The sequence below is a fragment of the Liquorilactobacillus capillatus DSM 19910 genome (genome assembly GCF_001434915.1).
GTDB classification, from domain to species: Bacteria; Bacillota; Bacilli; order Lactobacillales; family Lactobacillaceae; genus Liquorilactobacillus; species Liquorilactobacillus capillatus.
In genome coordinates, this window is record NZ_AZEF01000002.1 from 19,335 (window position 1) to 36,688 (window position 17,354).

A 17,354-nucleotide genomic window follows, 5' to 3' on the forward strand; every position below is an offset into this window, starting at 1 on the left:
TAAGTTAAAATTTTTAGTATAACCTATTTGAAAGAAATTTTTCTACGTCGTGCAAAATCAATAAACTTAAAACGATCAGGGCGATGATACGAAGCTGTTAGTTGAAACGGGGTTGTATTAGCTAAATAAGTCATACTACGAACAACGACTGCTAACTTACTGTTATCAAGATTAAGTAAAGCAGCAATTCGAGGTGAAACGGTCTCGACAGTTATTTCCTTAGTTGCATATGAGATATCAAGGCCAAGTTCTTTTTCAAAATAAGCATATAGTGAATTTGCAGCAGCATTATCCGGAACATCTTTAATCGGTGGATTAAGTAGATAATCTTCATCTACTACAATTGGAAACCGGTCAATTTTACGCAAACGCTCAATGTGCAAAGCTGTCCGTCCTTCGTCCACGCGTCCTGCGGCAAGGTGAGCAGGAATTATAGCTGTTTTCTTTTGTAGAACCTCAGTAGTAGCATGCATTTCCAATGTTTTATTCAGCTCTTGGAAACTTGTAATACCAGATATCGGAAAAGAAAAACGTTGCAAATCTAACACAAGAGATCCTTTCCCCCGTATTTTTTGAATTAGTCCCAGTTCGGTTAGCTGACTTAATGCACGACGAACGGTCTCCCGGGAGCTTCCGTAAAGATCACATAATTGGTGTTCACTAGGCAGAAAAGTTCCTGCTTGGTATAGGCCATGCTGTATTTTGAGCGCAATATCCTGCGCGATGCTATCCTGTTTGTTTTTATTATACCGTTCCATAAAAGACTTAAGTACTCCTTTACTAGTTTTAACAAGTTTAATTTAAGCATATTTTGTATAGACAAGCAAGATAACTGAAAAATAAAATAAACAGCTTTAATATATGGGCGGTAGAGAGTCGATATTTAAAGTTTGACAGCTTGACTATACAAGTTGTATGATTTTTATGGATATAAAAGAAAACGTTTTAGACAAAGGGAGGATAAGTAAATGGTCCAAAATAAAAAGTTACAACTGATTGCACCGACTGCAGGTGAAATTGTTGCGCTTAATAAAACAACCGATCCAGTGTTCTCTGGAGGTACCATGGGGGAAGGTTTTGGAGTAGAACCAAAAAATGGCGATATAATTGCACCTGTTAGCGGCATAATCTCAATGGTGGCAGAAACAAAGCATGCACTGGGAATTACAACTACTGATGGATTAGAAGTTCTTGTACATATGGGGATAGATACGGTAGGTTTAAAGGGAAAAGGTTTCTCAGTATCTGTGGCCGAAGGGCAGGAAGTAAAGAAGGGCGATCCACTGGCGACAATGGATCTCAAAGTTGTGGCAGATAATGGCTTAGCTAAAACAATTATGGTAGTTATAACTAATTCTCAAGAGAAACTTGAAGGCTTAGACCTTGTCGAAGGAAGCACTGAGGCAGGGGAAGTAGTCGCAACAGCGTATGCTAAGAATGCTAAAAAACGTTCTAAGAAAAAGAACTATGCTGAATTAGCAACCACTATTATAGCCAATGTTGGTGGTCAGGAAAATATCAATAGTCTAGTCCATTGCATTACACGTTTACGCTTTACCCTTAAGGATGAGGCTAGCGCTCAAGATGATGTATTAAAAGAGACAGATGGTGTAATTGATGTGATGCATGCTGGTGGGCAATATCAAGTTGTTATTGGTAATGAAGTTACACAGGTTTATGATGCGATCATGGAGCAACTCGGTTCTGACTTTGAGAGTGATTCAAGTCAACCGACAACTGAAAATAACGGTAAGAATCCAATTAGCCGAGCCTTTGGTAACTTGATCGGTCTTATTACTGGTTCAATGAGCCCGGTGATCGGTGTAATTGCGGCATCTGGTATTATTAAGGGGATTTTGGCATTATTGACATTACCGCAACTTGGTTCTTTATTAGATGCTAAAGGGACTGTGTATACGACAATAAGTGCGATGGCAGACTCCGCCTTTTACTTTTTGCCAATTCTAGTTGGTTTTGCAGCTGCTAAGCGGTTGGGCGGTGACCCAATCATTGCAGCAACGATCGGTGGTGTTCTAGCATATCCGCAGATCGTTACCTGGGGACAGTCATTCAAACAAATGTTTGAGATTGGTGGCTTTCAATTTCAGTTTTTAAACTATACTTATTCAATCTTCCCAATGATCTTAGCGGCTTGGATGGCTAAAAAACTGGGAACGTGGTTGAAAGACCACTTGCCAAGTTACCTGCAAATGATTTTTACACCGCTAATTACTGTCTTAATCGTTTCAGCCATTACACTAATTGTCACTGGACCAATTATTCAAGGTGCAGCTAACGGTATTGCTGATTTTATTAATTGGCTTGTACATGTCTCAGGTTGGACTGGTGGTTTGATTATTGGTGGTTTTTACCAAGTGCTGGTCATTTTTGGCCTACATTGGGGTGTTGTTCCATTGGTGGCACAACAAATTGCTGGTAACGGTGAAAGTGCATTGAATGCGATTATATCCGTGACAATGGTTTCGCAAGGTGCGGCAGTTTTAGCAGTGGCGATCAAATCTAAGAAAGTTAACATGAAAGAACTTGGGATAGCGGCAGCAATCTCAGCGTTCTGCGGGGTAACTGAACCTGCAATTTATGGGATCAACTTACGTTATAAAAAAGTCTTTATTTCAGGATTGATTGGTTCAGCTGTTGGAGGCTTTATTACAGGTTTGATGCATGGCTCGATGTTTGGCTTTACAGGGTCACTAATTGGGTTTTCATCATTCTTCAATACAAAGAGCCCAACGGATCTAAACAGTTTCTATGCTTTCCTTATCTCGAGTTTCTTCGCGTTAGTTGTTGCCTTCACATTGACTTGGGTCTGGGGCTATAACGATAAGATGACAGAAGGAAAGAAAGTTGCAAAAAAGCAGCGGCCAGGAACTAATTGATTTTACTTAAGACCATAAAAAAAGTGTTTTATAACATACAGTTTGACTGTAGTTATGAAACACTTTTTAGATTAAAGAAAATAGGAGAAATTAAAAACTAACGTTGTTTTTGTGTTTGCCTTTGAACTTGTTTTTTACGATAATGCTTGAGTTTTTTGAGAAAAATGAAAACGAACTGAAGTATTGTGATGAGCAGAGATAATTTAGCCCAGAACCCTAATTTATTTTTCATAAACTTCCCTTCATTCCATGGTTGTCATTAAGCAATTAACTATCACCAGTATAAAAGAACTAGACATTAATAACAATGTAATAGCTTACAAGCAGTAGAAAGATATCTTAAGAAATTCTGAAGAAAAGTTTCTTTAAATTACTCTAATTGACATTAGCGTTTTAACAGTATATAGTGCGAATGTAGTGAAAAAAACAAGCTCCTAGAAAGGTGGTGGGTTAAATGTCTGATAATCATGTGGCTTCTTCAACAAGTGACGATGGTCCCGCGTCTAGTCAGGGTACTGATGGGCATTTAGCCCATTTTACCCATTGGACATTCTTTTAGTATTCAAATGAGGTGTTTATATCTCTAATGAAGAAAACAAATGATCGTACATTTAATTGTGTAGCAGATCATAAACAGTATGATCTAGTGGATGGTGTATTCTTAGGAGACTTGGATGGACCCTTAAAGGCGTTGATTCGCCGGGACTTTCCTAAGGCGACAAATGAAGACTTTATTTGTAGTGGGCATCTGGTACGTTATCGGTTATTAAAGATGGATCAGATGATTGCAAAGGACTATCGCCAAAATAATAAGCTTAATCGAAAACTCACACGAGTGATGGAGAAAGATGCTTATCAAATGGTTGATGTTCGTGAGCAGTTGGAACACTCACTGACATTTGGTCAAAGAATTGCGGATGCTGTTGCGCACTTCGGGGGTAGCTGGCCGTTTATTATTTCTTTCATTACAGTTATGATTTTATGGATTATGATTAATACCTTTCATTGGTTAGGTTTTAATTTTGACCCATATCCGTTTATTTTATTAAATCTTTTCTTAAGTATGGTAGCAGCGATTCAAGCACCATTGATTATGATGAGTCAGAATCGTTCTTCGGAGTATGACCGCTTAGAGTCACGCAATGATTATCATGTTAATTTGAAATCAGAAGAAGAAATTCGTGTATTGCATTCTAAGATCGATCATATGATTCAGCAAGATCAGCCTAATTTATTACAAATTCAAAAGATCCAAACAGAAATGCTAGGTTCAATTGAGTCACAGGTTAGTGAATTAAGAAGGTTACAACAATATTTTGAGAAACAAGAAAAAATAAAAGAACAAGAAACGCATAATGATGAGTGAGAGAAAACCTAATAACGATTACGTTTTAGGTAAAGATGCAATTAATTAAGCAGTATTTAATCTAACAAGAACTTTAACGGTAGTGAGTTTAGCTCAAAAATCAATTTTAATTAGGTTTACTTACTGCTTCTGTATAAATATGTTCTATAAACTAAGATAATGTTACATTCTCTTGGTAAGTAAGTCTTTTATAAAAATAGCGTAATAGGGAAAAACGTTTTTCCTTATTACGCTATTTTTTGAACTATTACTTAATTTAGTTAGGGATGTCAGCGGGGTCTAAAAAGCTAAATTCTATATAGCATTTCAAATTATAGATATATTAAGCTTATTACTAATAAATTCAATTTAATATTTAAATCTGCGGTATAGGAATGTTCTTGCTCAAGGGTCATTAAAATAAATCTAATTGTTCTGGCGGAAGGGGACCTAAACTTTCAAAGCTAACCCCTAGCAGCCGCTTAAGTTCTAGAGCGTTATCAGCTGCATCACCGCCAGAATTGTTATTGAAGATAATACAGACTTCCTTGACCTGCTTCTGCATGGTTATAATCGTTTGCTTGAAGTCGTAGAGCTCGTCATGGTTATAACGATAAAGAGTTCTCTTTTTACGCCAATCTTTCCCAGCTTTAAGCCAACCTTGCTGGTTACGGCCATGGAGACGCAGTAATAGCAAATCAGGTGTCGTCATGACAGGATAAAAAGGGATTGAACCAATACTTTGTGTAGGTTCGTCAACAGCAGCAAGAGTGTATTTTTCTTCTTGGCAAAAACGAACTAGTGAAGAAAGAATATGAGGAACATACCAGCTTTTGTTACGAAACTCTAGGGTCAAAGGTAGAGCGAGAAGCTGTTTTCGAAAGTATTTTAAATAGTTAATATTTTGTTTTGTGGCATTAAATGATGGTGGAAATTGGCAGAGGACGGTTTTTAACTGTTGAGCGGCAAGTAATAGTTGGGCAGCTGATTCAAATTGTTTAAATCGTTCTTGCAGTTGAATTGTATCGAGCTCTTGGCCAGGATGAAGGGTTAAGGCTTGATGTGCCTTGATAATAAATTGAAAACCAGCTGGCACGTGAGCTTGCCATTTTTGAATGGTTGTTGATTGTGGAATGCCATAGAAGAAAGTGTCGACCTCAACGGTTGGAAAATAAGCCGCGTATTCATCTAATCTGACTGGACGTTCTTGACCGTGCAGTAGTGCGTGGTGTTCACTCCAAGTAGTCAAACCAATTGTAATCATAAGTATTATCGTCCTTTCATATCTATAAAAAGATAAGTTATCTTTAATTTAAACATATTACTAAGATTTTTGCATAGTGGCTAGCTATATATTATCAGCGGCTAAGTGAGTTAGTTAAGGTAAGACTAAAATGAGAGACCTTGATAGGACTGGATGTTTAGTTGTTTAAAACCTTTATTCTGTATAAAATTAAAAAAGTTGTTAAAAAAGCTTGAAATCGTTACCAAATAGTTCTAATATAATAAGTGAAGTTATTCACAATAAGTGAATTGCTTAAATCTATTTCATGTTTAATAAGTGTAGGAGGGGACTATTAGATGGTAAAAGTAATGAAGCCAAAGGCTAAGAAGGTATTGTCCGCTGAGGAAAAAGCGGCATTGATGGATGAGGCCCGTAAGTATACAGATGGTTTAGTCAGCAAAGCCGTAGTTGCAGAGAAAGAATATGCAACGTTCACACAAGAGCAGGTTGATAAAATTGTTGCAGCAGCTGCACTAGCAGGTTCTGAAGCAGCTTTAACACTTGCACATGAAGCTGTTGATGAAACAGGTCGTGGAGTGGTTGAAGATAAAGATACTAAGAACCGTTTCGCAACTGAGAATGTCTATAATACTATTAAAAATGATAAAACTGTTGGTGTAATCTATGAGAATAAGGTCGCTGGAGAAGTTCAAATTGCTGCTCCACTTGGTGTTTTAGCTGGGATAGTCCCAACAACTAATCCTACTTCAACAGCAATGTTTAAGTCTTTGTTAGCATTGAAGACACGGAATGCAATCGTGTTTGCATTCCATCCACAGGCACAGAAATGCTCAGTTCACGCTGCTAAGATCTTATATGATGCAGCAGTAGCTGCCGGTGCTCCTAAGGATATTATTCAATGGGTTGGGAAACCATCATTGTATAACACAACAGCACTGATTCAAAATCCAAAACTTGCTTCAATTCTAGCAACCGGTGGTCCAGGCATGGTTAACGCAGCTTTGAAGTCAGGAAACCCATCAATGGGTGTAGGTGCTGGTAACGGAGCAGTCTTTGTTGACCATACTGCACATATCAAACGAGCAGTTGAAGATTTACTATTATCAAAACGTTTTGATAATGGAATGATCTGTGCGACAGAAAACTCTGTTGTAGTTGAAGCTCCGGTTTACAATGAATGGTTAGCTGAGATGGAAGAAAAGGGAGCATATGTCGTTCCTAAGAAAGACTATCAGAAGATTGCAGATTATGTTTTCAATGATCGCCATGGTGTTAATGGGCCGGTTGCAGGTCGTCCAGCAAAATGGATCGCTGAACAAGCTGGGGTTAAATTACCAGAAGGTAAAGATGTTATGTTGTTTGAGCTAGATTCTAAGAATATTGGTGAAAAACTTTCTTCTGAAAAATTATCACCATTACTGTCAGTTTACAAAGCTAAGAATCGCGAAGATGGGATTAATATTGTTGCAGCTCTCTTGGATTATCAAGGTGCAGGTCATAATGCAGCCATTCAAATCGGCTCACAATCAGATCCTTTCTTGAATGAATTCGGTGATAAAACCAAAGCTGCTCGTATTTTAGTTAATCAACCAGATTCAATTGGTGGAATTGGTGATCTTTATACAGATGCATTACGTGCGAGTTTAACATTAGGAACAGGATCATGGGGGAAGAATTCATTGTCACATAACTTATCAACCAAAGATTTGTTGAATGTTAAAACAGTAGCTAAGCGCCGTAACCGTCCACAATGGGTACGCTTGCCTGAAAATATTTACTATGAAAAGAATGCTATCTCTTATTTACAAGATATTAAGAATATTACTAGAGCTTTTGTTGTTGCTGATCCTGGGATGGTTAAGTTTGGTTTTGTTGATAAAATTTACGAACAACTTGAAGTTCGAGACGATAAAGTCAAAACATCAATCTATGGAACAGTTCGTCCTGACCCAACATTAGGCCAGACGATTGAAATTGCTAAGCAAATGCGTGATTTCAAACCAGATACGATCATTGCTATTGGTGGTGGATCTGCGTTAGATGCTTCTAAGATTGCACGTTTTATTTATGAATATTCACTTGATCAAGAACCAGGTTTCTTGGATAGCTATGAAGCTGTAAGTGAACTGTTTACACGCTTACAACAAAAATTCATTGATATTCGGAAAAGGATCGTTAAGTTCCATCATCAAACACATACCAAACTGGTAGCAATTCCAACAACATCTGGGACTGGGTCGGAAGTAACACCATATGCTGTTATTACAGATGATAAAACACATGTTAAGTATCCATTAACAGATTATGAATTAACACCGCAAGTTGCAATCGTTGATCCAGCATTTGTTATGACAGTACCAAAGAGGACAGTTGCTTTATCAGGTTTAGATACGTTATCACATGCTTTGGAATCATATGTTTCAGTTATGGCTTCTGACTTTACTCGTCCATGGTCATTGCAAGCAATCAAACTCGTTTTCGAAAATCTTGAGAACTCTTATAAATTTGATCCTAAGCATCCAACCTTAGATGGAGAGACAGCACGCGAGAAGATGCATTATGCCGCAACTTTGGGTGGAATGTCATTTGCTAATGCATTCTTAGGAATCAATCACTCAATTGCTCATAAAACTGGTGGAGAGTTTGGGTTGCCACATGGTTTGGTTATCTCAATTGCAATGCAGCATGTAATTCGTTTCAACGGAGTCGATGGTAAGGTAAAACGGACACCATTCCCACGTTACGAAGTCTATCGTGGTCAAAAAGATTACGCTGATATCGCACGTTATCTAGGTTTGAAGGGTAATACAGATGCAGAATTAGTTGAAGCATTTTGCGATAAAATTGCCGTACTGATGAAGAAAGTTGAAGTTGTTCCGACTTTATCAGCTAATGGTGTAACTAAGCAGCAGTTTGATGCTTCGCTTGATAAGTTAGTTGATTTGATTTATAACGATCAGTGTACACCAGCTAACCCAAGACAGCCACGGTTAGAAGAAATTCGTCAATTACTGATTGACCAGTTCTAATTTTTAAACAGAGAATACTAAAAAAGGTTAAGCCAAAATTATCTTTGGCCTAACCTTTTTTAGTGTTAACAGATAGCGTAATTAGCTTATTTTGTTAAATAAGCTTCTTTGAAATTAAAGGCGACACCAGCCGTGTTATAGATAACACCCTTGACATTACTTTTAACCATTTGTGCTTGTGATAGTTGGTAGAGCGGAGCGACACCTTGTTCCTTGTTTAATAATTTTGAAGCAGAAACTAAGTCAGCCCAACGTTTTTCCGAATTATTAACATCAGTTGTTTTTGAAGCTGTAATTAGTTTATCATATTGTGGATTATCCCACTTACCATTATTATATGAATTATCTTTAGTAAATAAATCTAAGAAACTGATAGGGTCTGAAAAATCAGCGCCCCAACCTGAAACAACAATATCGAATTGACCATTAGTAGAACGAGTGATCCTTGTTTTCTTGGGTAAATTTAAAACAGAAACATCAGCGCCGGGCAAGTTAGTTTCTAACTGGCTCTGAAGATAAGTTGAGACATCTTTGTTAGCATCGTCATCATCACCTAGTAAAGAAAAACTTAGCTTTTTAACACCTAATTCTTTTAAACCCTCTTTCCATAATTTTTGAGCAGTAGCTTTATTGTAGTGAGCTCCGGTTGATGTAGTAGCCGCGGCCGTAAAGTCTTGACCTTTATGGCTGCTTAAGCCTTTTGAAACAACACTTTTAGAGACGAGTGAACCATTCCCTAAGACCTTGTTAACTAATTGTTGACGGTCGATTGCATATGAGATTGCTTCACGAATTTTTTTATTCTGAAATTCCTTTTTTGTTTGGTTAAATTCTAAGTAATTAGAACGTGATTGTTTTAAAGAAACAAAGTCTTTATGGTTGCGTAACTGCTTAGCCTGTTCAGCATTTAGATAAGTTGCATCTAACTTGTTGTCTTGGTAAAGATTATAGGAAGTAGTAGGGCTCTTCGCTACTTGGAAAGAAATATTGTCTAATTTAACATTCTTTTTATCCCAGTAACCCTTATTCTTAGTTAATTGCCATTTTAAATTGGAGCCTGTCCACCCAGTCATTTTATAAGGACCATTGTAGACCATATACTTGGCTGAAGTCCCGTATTTTGAGCCAAATTGTTCAACAGCTTTTTGGTTTTGTGGAAAGAAGGGGGTAAAACCCATCAGTAGTTTGAAATAAGGAAGATCTTTATCTAAAGTAACAACTAATTTATATTTACCAACGGCTTTGACACCTAATTCAGAAGCTGGTTTTTCGCCTGCTGTAACAGCTGCAGCATTCTTAATTCCTTCAAAAATATAGGCATATTCAGAGCCCGTTTTTGGAGCAACGGTCCGGCGCCAGGAATAGACAAAATCTTTAGCAGTTACAGGGTCACCATTAGACCAGTGGCTATTATTACGTAAAGTGAAAGTGTATTGCAGACCGTTATCTGAAACTTGAGTTTTTGTAGCAAGTCCAGGCTCGATTTTACTGTTTTTCCCTAAGCGGTAGAGACCTTCAGTGCTATTAGCAATCATGTCAGAACTAACGGTATCAACAACTTTAGAAAGATCTAATGTCTGCAGTTCAGAAGGTTCTGACCAACGTAATGTTTGTTGAGATGATGCTTGACCAGCGTTCTTAGAGCCGCATGCACCAAGTGCTAAAGTACAAGCACCTAAAGTAACAGAGAGAGATAAAAATTTTTTCCAATACATGAAAATTCCTCCTTGGGAGTACTCAGCTTTCCATAAAACAAAAAAACACCCACCACGCAGTTTGATTGCTGCAGGTGGGTGTTATTGTTCTAAGTTCACTCCCCATCGCTGCAGTAGTTGCATCCGCGCGATGGATCTAATACCTGGTTTACTTAAAAAGCCGAGACATTAGACAACACATCACGCATGTTAATAATGACTAGGCTAATAATATTTATTGTTGAATAAGATCTAGTATCCTGATAAAAATGCGTCATGTCCATCTAACCTCCCGTATTTTTTAGCTGTTAGCCAGCTTTATTAATGAATAATTATATTATAGCAACCAAAATTAAGAAGTCAACGTTTAATTTTAACTTTTCTATAAACTATCGTAAGTTCTACTACCTGACTAAGTATTTTAAATTTAAACAGATTAAATTAATTATATTACAAGAAAAAATTGTATATACAGTGATCAAAAATGAAAAGTCCCTTGACTTTTGGTGTATTTTACAGAATAATATATCTTAACATTAATAATCGATTAAGATACGTCGAGAAGAAGGAACAGCACCGTCAGCTTGCATAGAGAGTATTCATTAGGTGAAAGAATATCTGGTTAGGTGCTGTTTGTAATCTTTGAGTAGCGGTAACGAAAAGAATGATCAATTCTTTAGTTACTGATGTGTGCACCCATTAAAGTGCTAATGCATCGCTCTTGTTAGAGCTGCGCATGAGAGTTTAATTTTTGTTGTTTTTATAATAGCAGATATTAAATAATGAAGGTGGTACCGCGTTAAAAGCGTCCTTGGATTTTATTCCAAGGACGCTTTTGTTTTGGTTAGAATAGAAAGATTTGAAGTAAAAGGACAAGTATAAATTTTCTGGGTAAGAGAAGGAGAGAGGTTGTATTATGAAGAAAAATAAATTAGGTTTTAAAGGGATGGGTTTAATTGCATCATTAATTTTCGGAATGTTATTTGGGGCAGGAAATCTTATTTTTCCAGTATATTTAGGCCAATTAGCTGGAAATAACTGGCTCCCAGCAGCTGTGGGTTTCCTGGTAACAGGTGTTTTAATACCATTGTTAGCGTTAATAGCGCTAGGGGTTTCCAGAAGTAATGGATTATATGATTTTGGAGCACCAGCTGGTAAAAAATTTGCGGCTTTTTTCTTAATAGTGACACATTTATCTTTGGGACCGTTGTTCGCGACTCCACGTACAGCATCAACTGCATATCAATTAGCATTTGCTGGTGTGTTGCCTGCTAAATATCAAACAATGGGTTTATTTCTCTTTTCAGCGGTTTTCTTTTTGCTAGTATATTTATTTGCCAAAAATCAAGTACAGCTTACACGCTATATTGGTAAATGGCTTAATCCATTGTTCTTACTTCTTCTAGCGGTTATTTTTCTGGTCGCCCTTATTAATCCAATGGGAAGCTTGCATCAAAATATTACAATTAGTTACCACAAAGCAGCCTTTGCGAATGGTTTCTTAGAAGGCTACAACACGATGGATGCTTTAGCAGCATTAGCCTTTGGTGTAACTATCATAAAGGCACTTAGTTTTTTGAAGGTTACTCATCCTAAAAAGATCGCTAGCTCTTTAGTAAAAACAGGAATGCTAGCAATGGGTGTGGAGGCAGTGATTTATATTGGTTTGATTATGTTAGGCGCAACGAGCTTAGGGCAATTTAAAATTGCTGCAAATGGTGGAATCGCACTTGGACAAATCATACAGTATTATTTGGGCTCTTTTGGGGCAGCATTCTTAGGTATAATGGGAACGTTGGCGGTATTTACGACTGCTATGGGTCTGGTAACATCTTTTGCACAAGATATGCACAGTATCTTTCCTAAAATCAGTTATAATTTTTTCTTGGTTTTCACGGTAATTGCTTCATTTGGGACCTCTAATCTAGGTTTAACACAGATTATTGCATGGGCAACACCGTTGTTAATGTTTTTATATCCGTTAGCAATGGCGTTGATTCTACTTTCATTACTTGTTTTTATGTTCAAACTTGATAACGTTGTTTATCGACCAACACTGTTCTTCACGAGTTTAGCTGCAGTATTAGACGGGATCAATGCTGCTCCGGCAGTAATTAGAAATATTTTTAGTCTTGCTTTAGATAAGTATTACCAATACATGCCCTTTTCAGAAGTTGGATTTGGATGGATTCTACCGACAGCGATCGGATTAGTACTAGGTCTCTTGTTGCATTGGCGAAAAAATCATAATACAGAAAAAATAACTGAGAATGATAATATTTCAGAAAAGATAGCAGCTAAAGATAATGAAAGTCTTTAGAATAGTAATTTTTTGATGTTGCATTTTAATAAAATAAACCACTTAAACAAGATAATGTACCACTTACGTCAAAATTATTTACCCTATATTCAAAACGTGTTCTACTAAGGATATGAAGGAGAGCAGTTATGAAGATAAGAGTTGATATTGATAGTGATTTAAACGAAACAGAAATTATTATTCGGGCTGCACGTTATAGTAAAGAAGTAAAACAGCTAACCCAAAATCTTCAGTCGCTAGAAGAGGAGGAGCCGCTGTTAGTTTATAAAGGAATGACGAAGTACTATTTAAAAACTGAGACTATTCTTTTCTTTGAAACAAGTGCACGGCAACTATATGTACACACGGCAAATGATGTCTATGGTATTAAAGCCCGGCTATATGAATTAGAGAAAACTTTACCGCAGAAATTTTTACGAGTTTCCAAATCAGCTATTTTAAATATAGATCAAATTTTTGCATTAACTCATTCTGTATCTTCAAACCTTGTTCAATTTCAAAATTCACATAAACAAATCTATGTTTCACGTAAATATTATAAAAATTTGAAAGAGCGCCTAGAAGAAAGGGAAGAAGAAAGATGAAACGACAAAGATGGTTTTGGGGATTATTATTTTTAATGAGTGCGGTCGTCCTGATTGCAGGACAGATGGGTTGGATTAGTGCCCAAGTCAGTTTGTGGAGTATTATTATTACGTTGTTTTTAATAGCAGCACTTGTGCAGAGTTTAATGCATAAGGCTATTGCAGGGATAGTTTTTTCATTAGCTTTTCTAAGTATACTATATGCTGAACCACTGGGAATAAAACACCTCGTACCGTGGACGATTCTCGGAGCAGCTGTTTTAGTAAGCATAGGTCTGTCACTTCTGTTTCAAACAAGACCAGCAGCATGGTCGTGGGGATCACATAAAAATTCGTTTAGTAGAACAACAGAAGCAAGACAAGATGATTCTTACGTCCAATTAAATGGCAATATGAATTCAAGTATTCAGTATGTACAATCAAAGAACTTTAAGCGTGCGGATATTGATGCCAGTTTTTCTGGGATGAAAGTTTATTTTGATAATGCAGTAATTGCAGAGGATAGTGCAGAAATCAATATTAGTGCCGCTTATAGTGGTGTTGAACTTTATTTTCCAAAAGAATGGAGAGTTATAGATCAAGTCGATTCTTTTTTGAGCGGATTAGATGAGAAGAGACGTGCTACCGTAGTCAATGGACCAACTGTTTTCTTGAAAGGAAGTTTAAGACTAAGTGGAGTTACGATTCATTATGTTTAGAATGATGATTTTCTGTAGAGAAACAGTGGCCTGATAATTATAAAATGTAGTTAAAAAACTAATTAATATGAGGCAGTAATCTATATTGTATAAAAGTAAAACTAGTGGGTAGAGTTAAAAGATAATTTTAACTCTACCCACTAGTTTTTTTGACATAATAATCAAGTCGATTTTTATACTCTTGAAAATTAAAGGGTATTTTAATAGCCTTTAATTTTACATATGTAGTAGTTAAGCGGTATCATTGATACGGTAATGAATTATAAAGAGGAGATGGCGAAATATGCACGGAGATAAAAAAATACATTATAAAATGTATAAGGCAGGTCGACGCTGGCTATTTGCATCGCTAGTGGGTCTTTCAATTGGGTTGGGCTTCTATGCAGGAGGGCCTACAGTTCATGCTGAAACAGCACAGGTAGTAGTCCCTCAAAGTAGCAAGGTCAACTCAGATCAGGTTACTTCATCAATTCAAACGGAGTCACAAAGCAGTGTTGGTGTAAAAGAAAAAGAACAAGCGCCAACAAAAAACACCAGTACAGCAACAATTACTAAGTCAACTTCAACGGCACAAACTAAACAGTCAAAAGGTCAAGCTGATCAACAACAGGTTCCAAATAAACAAATAACCTCTTCTGCTGATACGCAGTCATCACAAAGTACACAATCATCACAAAGTACACAATCATCACAAAGTACACAATCATCACAAAGTACGCAGTCATCACAAAGTACACAATCATCACAAAGTACGCAGTCATCACAAAGCGCGCAATCATCACAAGATACGCATCAAGCAGCAACAACATCTAACACCAAGGAAGCGAGTTCGACTGATGATGCAGCTTCAAAGGCTGTAACTGAGAATGAAGCTAGTCAAAAAGAAAATACAGCTGTTGTGGCCGATGCTAAGAGTAATTCTACTAATGTAACTGAACCAACTGTAACAGAAAATAAAATAGAAGGTTTAAGTGCAAACGTTAAAACAACTGCTACCAGTCCGCGGGCAAACAATGCTTTTGTTCAAACTAAAATCAATGGTCATTGGTACCTAATTGATGTTAAGACTGGCACGGTTCAGACTGGTTTTCAGAACATACCGGAACAGCAAAAACGTGTCTATTATAATAACCTAGGTCAGATGCAATATGGTCAGCAGTATATTGCTAACTATTGGTACTTATTTGATAAGAATACGGGTGCAATGCAGACCGGTTTCCAGAATATTCCCGAGCAACGAAAACGTGTCTATTATAATAATCAGGGACGGATGCAATACGGTCAGCAGCACATTGCTAATTACTGGTACTTATTTGACAAAAATACCGGTGCGATGCAGACTGGTTTCCAGAATATTCCCGAACAACGAAAACGTGTCTATTATAATAATCAAGGTCAAATGCAATATGGTGAACAGCATCTAAGCAATTACTGGTATCTCTTCAATAAAGATACCGGTGCAATGCAAACTGGTTTTCAGACTATCCCTGAGGGAGCAAAACGTGTTTATTATAATAACCAGGGTCATATGCAGTATGGTCAACAAAGGTTAGGCAACTATTGGTATTTATTTGATAGAAGAACAGGTGCATTGCAGGTTGGTTTTCAGACTATCCCGGAACAGCAAAAACGTGTTTACTATAACAACCAGGGCCAAATGCAATATGGTCAGCAGCAGATAAGTGGTTATTGGTATCTCTTCAATAAAGATACCGGTGCGATGCAGACTGGTTTCCAGAATATTCCTGAACAACGAAAACGTGTCTATTATAATAATGCTGGTCAAATGCAGTATGGAGAACAGCATCTAAGCAATTACTGGTATCTCTTTAACCAAGATACCGGTGCGATGTTAACCGGTTTTCAGACTATTCCTGGGACAGCAAAACGTGTTTATTATGATAATCAGGGTCATATGCAGTATGGCCAGCAAAAACTAGGCGGTTATTGGTATCTCTTTGATAAAAATACTGGTGCGATCCAAACCGGTTTCCAGAATATCCCTGAACAACAAAAACGTGTCTATTACAATAATGATGGCTGGATGCAGTATGGTCAGCAGCGAATAGGCGGTTACTGGTATCTCTTTGATAAAAACACTGGTGCAATGCAGACCGGTTTCCAGAATATCCCCGAACAACAAAAACGCGTTTATTATAATAATGATGGTCAAATGCAGTATGGTTGGCAGGTTCTGGCCGGTAAGAGATATTATTTCAACAAAGATACTGGCCAAATGACCGTTGGACGTCAAAATATTGATAATTTGATTTATATCTTTAATAGTGACGGTGTTTTCTACAGTGACGCAAACATCAGCAACATGCTGGGAACAGTCACGGTCGAAGGCGATATGTCAGGTATTTCTAAAGAAAATAAAAAAGTAATTAAACTAAAAATAACTTTGCCTGATCAACAAGTCCAACAGTTATGGGCTACAATCAAATGGCAAGGAGATAGTTCACTCAAGTGGGTCAAAAAGGGTTATCGGATCAAACTGTTTAGTGATGATAAATTAACACAAGAGGCTAAAATCAAGTTTGGCGATGGCTGGCTGAAGACAGACAGTTTTAACTTAAAATCTAATTATGTTGATCCTACAATGGGAACTAATGTTGTGAATGCGGCATTATTTAAGCGAATAACGGACTCACGTAGTAATCTAAGTACTAGCATAGTTAAAGAGATGCCTAATTATGGGCAAATTAACGGCTTCCCACTTGAGTTAATTATAAATGGTAATGATCAAGGTGTTTATACTTTAAATACACATAACCAAGCAAAACTATATAAGCTTGATGATGACACTGCTTCAGATATCGCGATAATAGGTGATTACTGGGATAATGCAACTGAGTTTAAAAAAGCAGCAACAACAGTTGATGACTTTAACCATAGTTTCTCAGTTATTTCACCAGATAAGGTCAGTCAAGCAACTGCGGATAGAGTAAGTGAATTGAATAAAATTGCTAATGCCAAAACGGATAATGAATATTATCAGTTAGAACAACAGTATCTTGATGTACCGGCTGCAATCGATTTTATTATTTTCTCAGCTGCAATTGATAATACTGATGGGACTGCTAAGAACACAACTTATATCTCAACTAATAATTCTAAATGGGTTATTATGCCGTATGATTTAGATACGTCATGGAATAATAATTGGACAGGTAAGGTCAAGAGTGTTACTAATAATTTTGATAGTAATATTGCACTTAATAACTTGTTACAGCAGATTTATACACACCATAAGACAGATTTACTTAAAAGATACAGTGATTTACGCAAGGGTGTCTTGTCGACTGCTAGTGTCCAGAAGATGTATGCAGATTGGTTTAATCAAATAGGCGAAGCAAATTACAAGAATAATGATGCTATTTGGCCTGAGGTAAACAGTGGTGATGTCCACCGCAAGTACGTTTCAGTTAGTGATTTTGCTAATGTCATTGCGACCCGTCTGTCGACATTGGATAAGCAGTGGAAGATTTAAAAGGTAAGGTTGACTGCTTTGTCGGATATAACTTCAAAAGTATTTTAT

10 protein-coding genes are annotated in these 17,354 nt (G+C 37.0%); 7 read left to right on the top strand and 3 right to left on the bottom strand.

The genetic code is table 11. The annotated features are described in order from the left end of the window. Positions 1–23: 23 nt before the first annotated feature. Positions 24–758, bottom strand: a complete 735-nt coding sequence (gene treR, locus FC81_RS00105; protein WP_057741680.1) for a trehalose operon repressor — start codon at positions 756–758, stop codon at positions 24–26. 210 nt (positions 759–968) lie between these two features. Between treR and FC81_RS00110 the strand changes: the two genes are divergently transcribed. Both FC81_RS00110 and FC81_RS00115 read left to right on the top strand, forming a co-directional pair. Next, on the top strand, positions 969–2,897 hold the full coding sequence (locus tag FC81_RS00110) for a PTS sugar transporter subunit IIABC (protein ID WP_057741682.1): 1,929 nt from the start codon (positions 969–971) through the stop codon (positions 2,895–2,897). 586 nt (positions 2,898–3,483) lie between these two features. Then, positions 3,484–4,263 carry a DUF1003 domain-containing protein gene (locus FC81_RS00115; RefSeq protein ID WP_057741684.1) on the top strand — a complete coding sequence of 260 codons (780 nt, stop codon included), beginning with the start codon at positions 3,484–3,486 and terminating at the stop codon, positions 4,261–4,263. A gap of 394 nt (positions 4,264–4,657) precedes the next feature. Here FC81_RS00115 and FC81_RS00120 read toward each other — a convergent pair whose 3' ends face one another. Further along, positions 4,658–5,506: a DUF72 domain-containing protein gene (locus FC81_RS00120; RefSeq protein WP_057741686.1), complete on the bottom strand. Its 849-nt coding sequence runs from the start codon at positions 5,504–5,506 to the stop codon at positions 4,658–4,660. Between the two features lie 329 nt (positions 5,507–5,835). On the opposite strand from FC81_RS00120, the gene adhE reads away from it, so the two are divergent. Beyond that, positions 5,836–8,517: a bifunctional acetaldehyde-CoA/alcohol dehydrogenase gene (adhE, locus tag FC81_RS00125; RefSeq protein ID WP_235804604.1), complete on the top strand. Its 2,682-nt coding sequence runs from the start codon at positions 5,836–5,838 to the stop codon at positions 8,515–8,517. An 86-nt stretch (positions 8,518–8,603) separates the two neighbouring features. Here the strand turns inward: adhE and FC81_RS00130 are convergent, their stop codons facing one another. Further along, positions 8,604–10,232 (bottom strand): peptide ABC transporter substrate-binding protein, encoded by a 1,629-nt coding sequence (locus FC81_RS00130; protein WP_057741691.1) that lies wholly within the window; start codon positions 10,230–10,232, stop codon positions 8,604–8,606. Positions 10,233–11,127: 895 nt separating this feature from the next. Between FC81_RS00130 and brnQ the strand changes: the two genes are divergently transcribed. The 4 genes from brnQ (at position 11,128) to FC81_RS00150 (ending at position 17,306) form a co-directional block, all read left to right on the top strand. Next, positions 11,128–12,531 (top strand): branched-chain amino acid transport system II carrier protein, encoded by a 1,404-nt coding sequence (gene brnQ / locus FC81_RS00135; RefSeq protein WP_057741694.1) that lies wholly within the window; start codon positions 11,128–11,130, stop codon positions 12,529–12,531. Positions 12,532–12,659: 128 nt separating this feature from the next. Beyond that, positions 12,660–13,115 carry a LytTR family DNA-binding domain-containing protein gene (locus FC81_RS00140; RefSeq protein WP_057741696.1) on the top strand — a complete coding sequence of 152 codons (456 nt, stop codon included), beginning with the start codon at positions 12,660–12,662 and terminating at the stop codon, positions 13,113–13,115. Continuing rightward, entirely contained in the window at positions 13,112–13,813 is a 702-nt protein-coding gene (locus tag FC81_RS00145) for a LiaF transmembrane domain-containing protein (RefSeq protein WP_057741700.1), read from the top strand. The genes FC81_RS00140 and FC81_RS00145 overlap by 4 nt, the downstream gene beginning before the upstream one ends. Before the next feature lie 283 nt (positions 13,814–14,096). After that, entirely contained in the window at positions 14,097–17,306 is a 3,210-nt protein-coding gene (locus FC81_RS00150) for a CotH kinase family protein (protein ID WP_057741703.1), read from the top strand. Positions 17,307–17,354 lie beyond the last annotated feature (48 nt).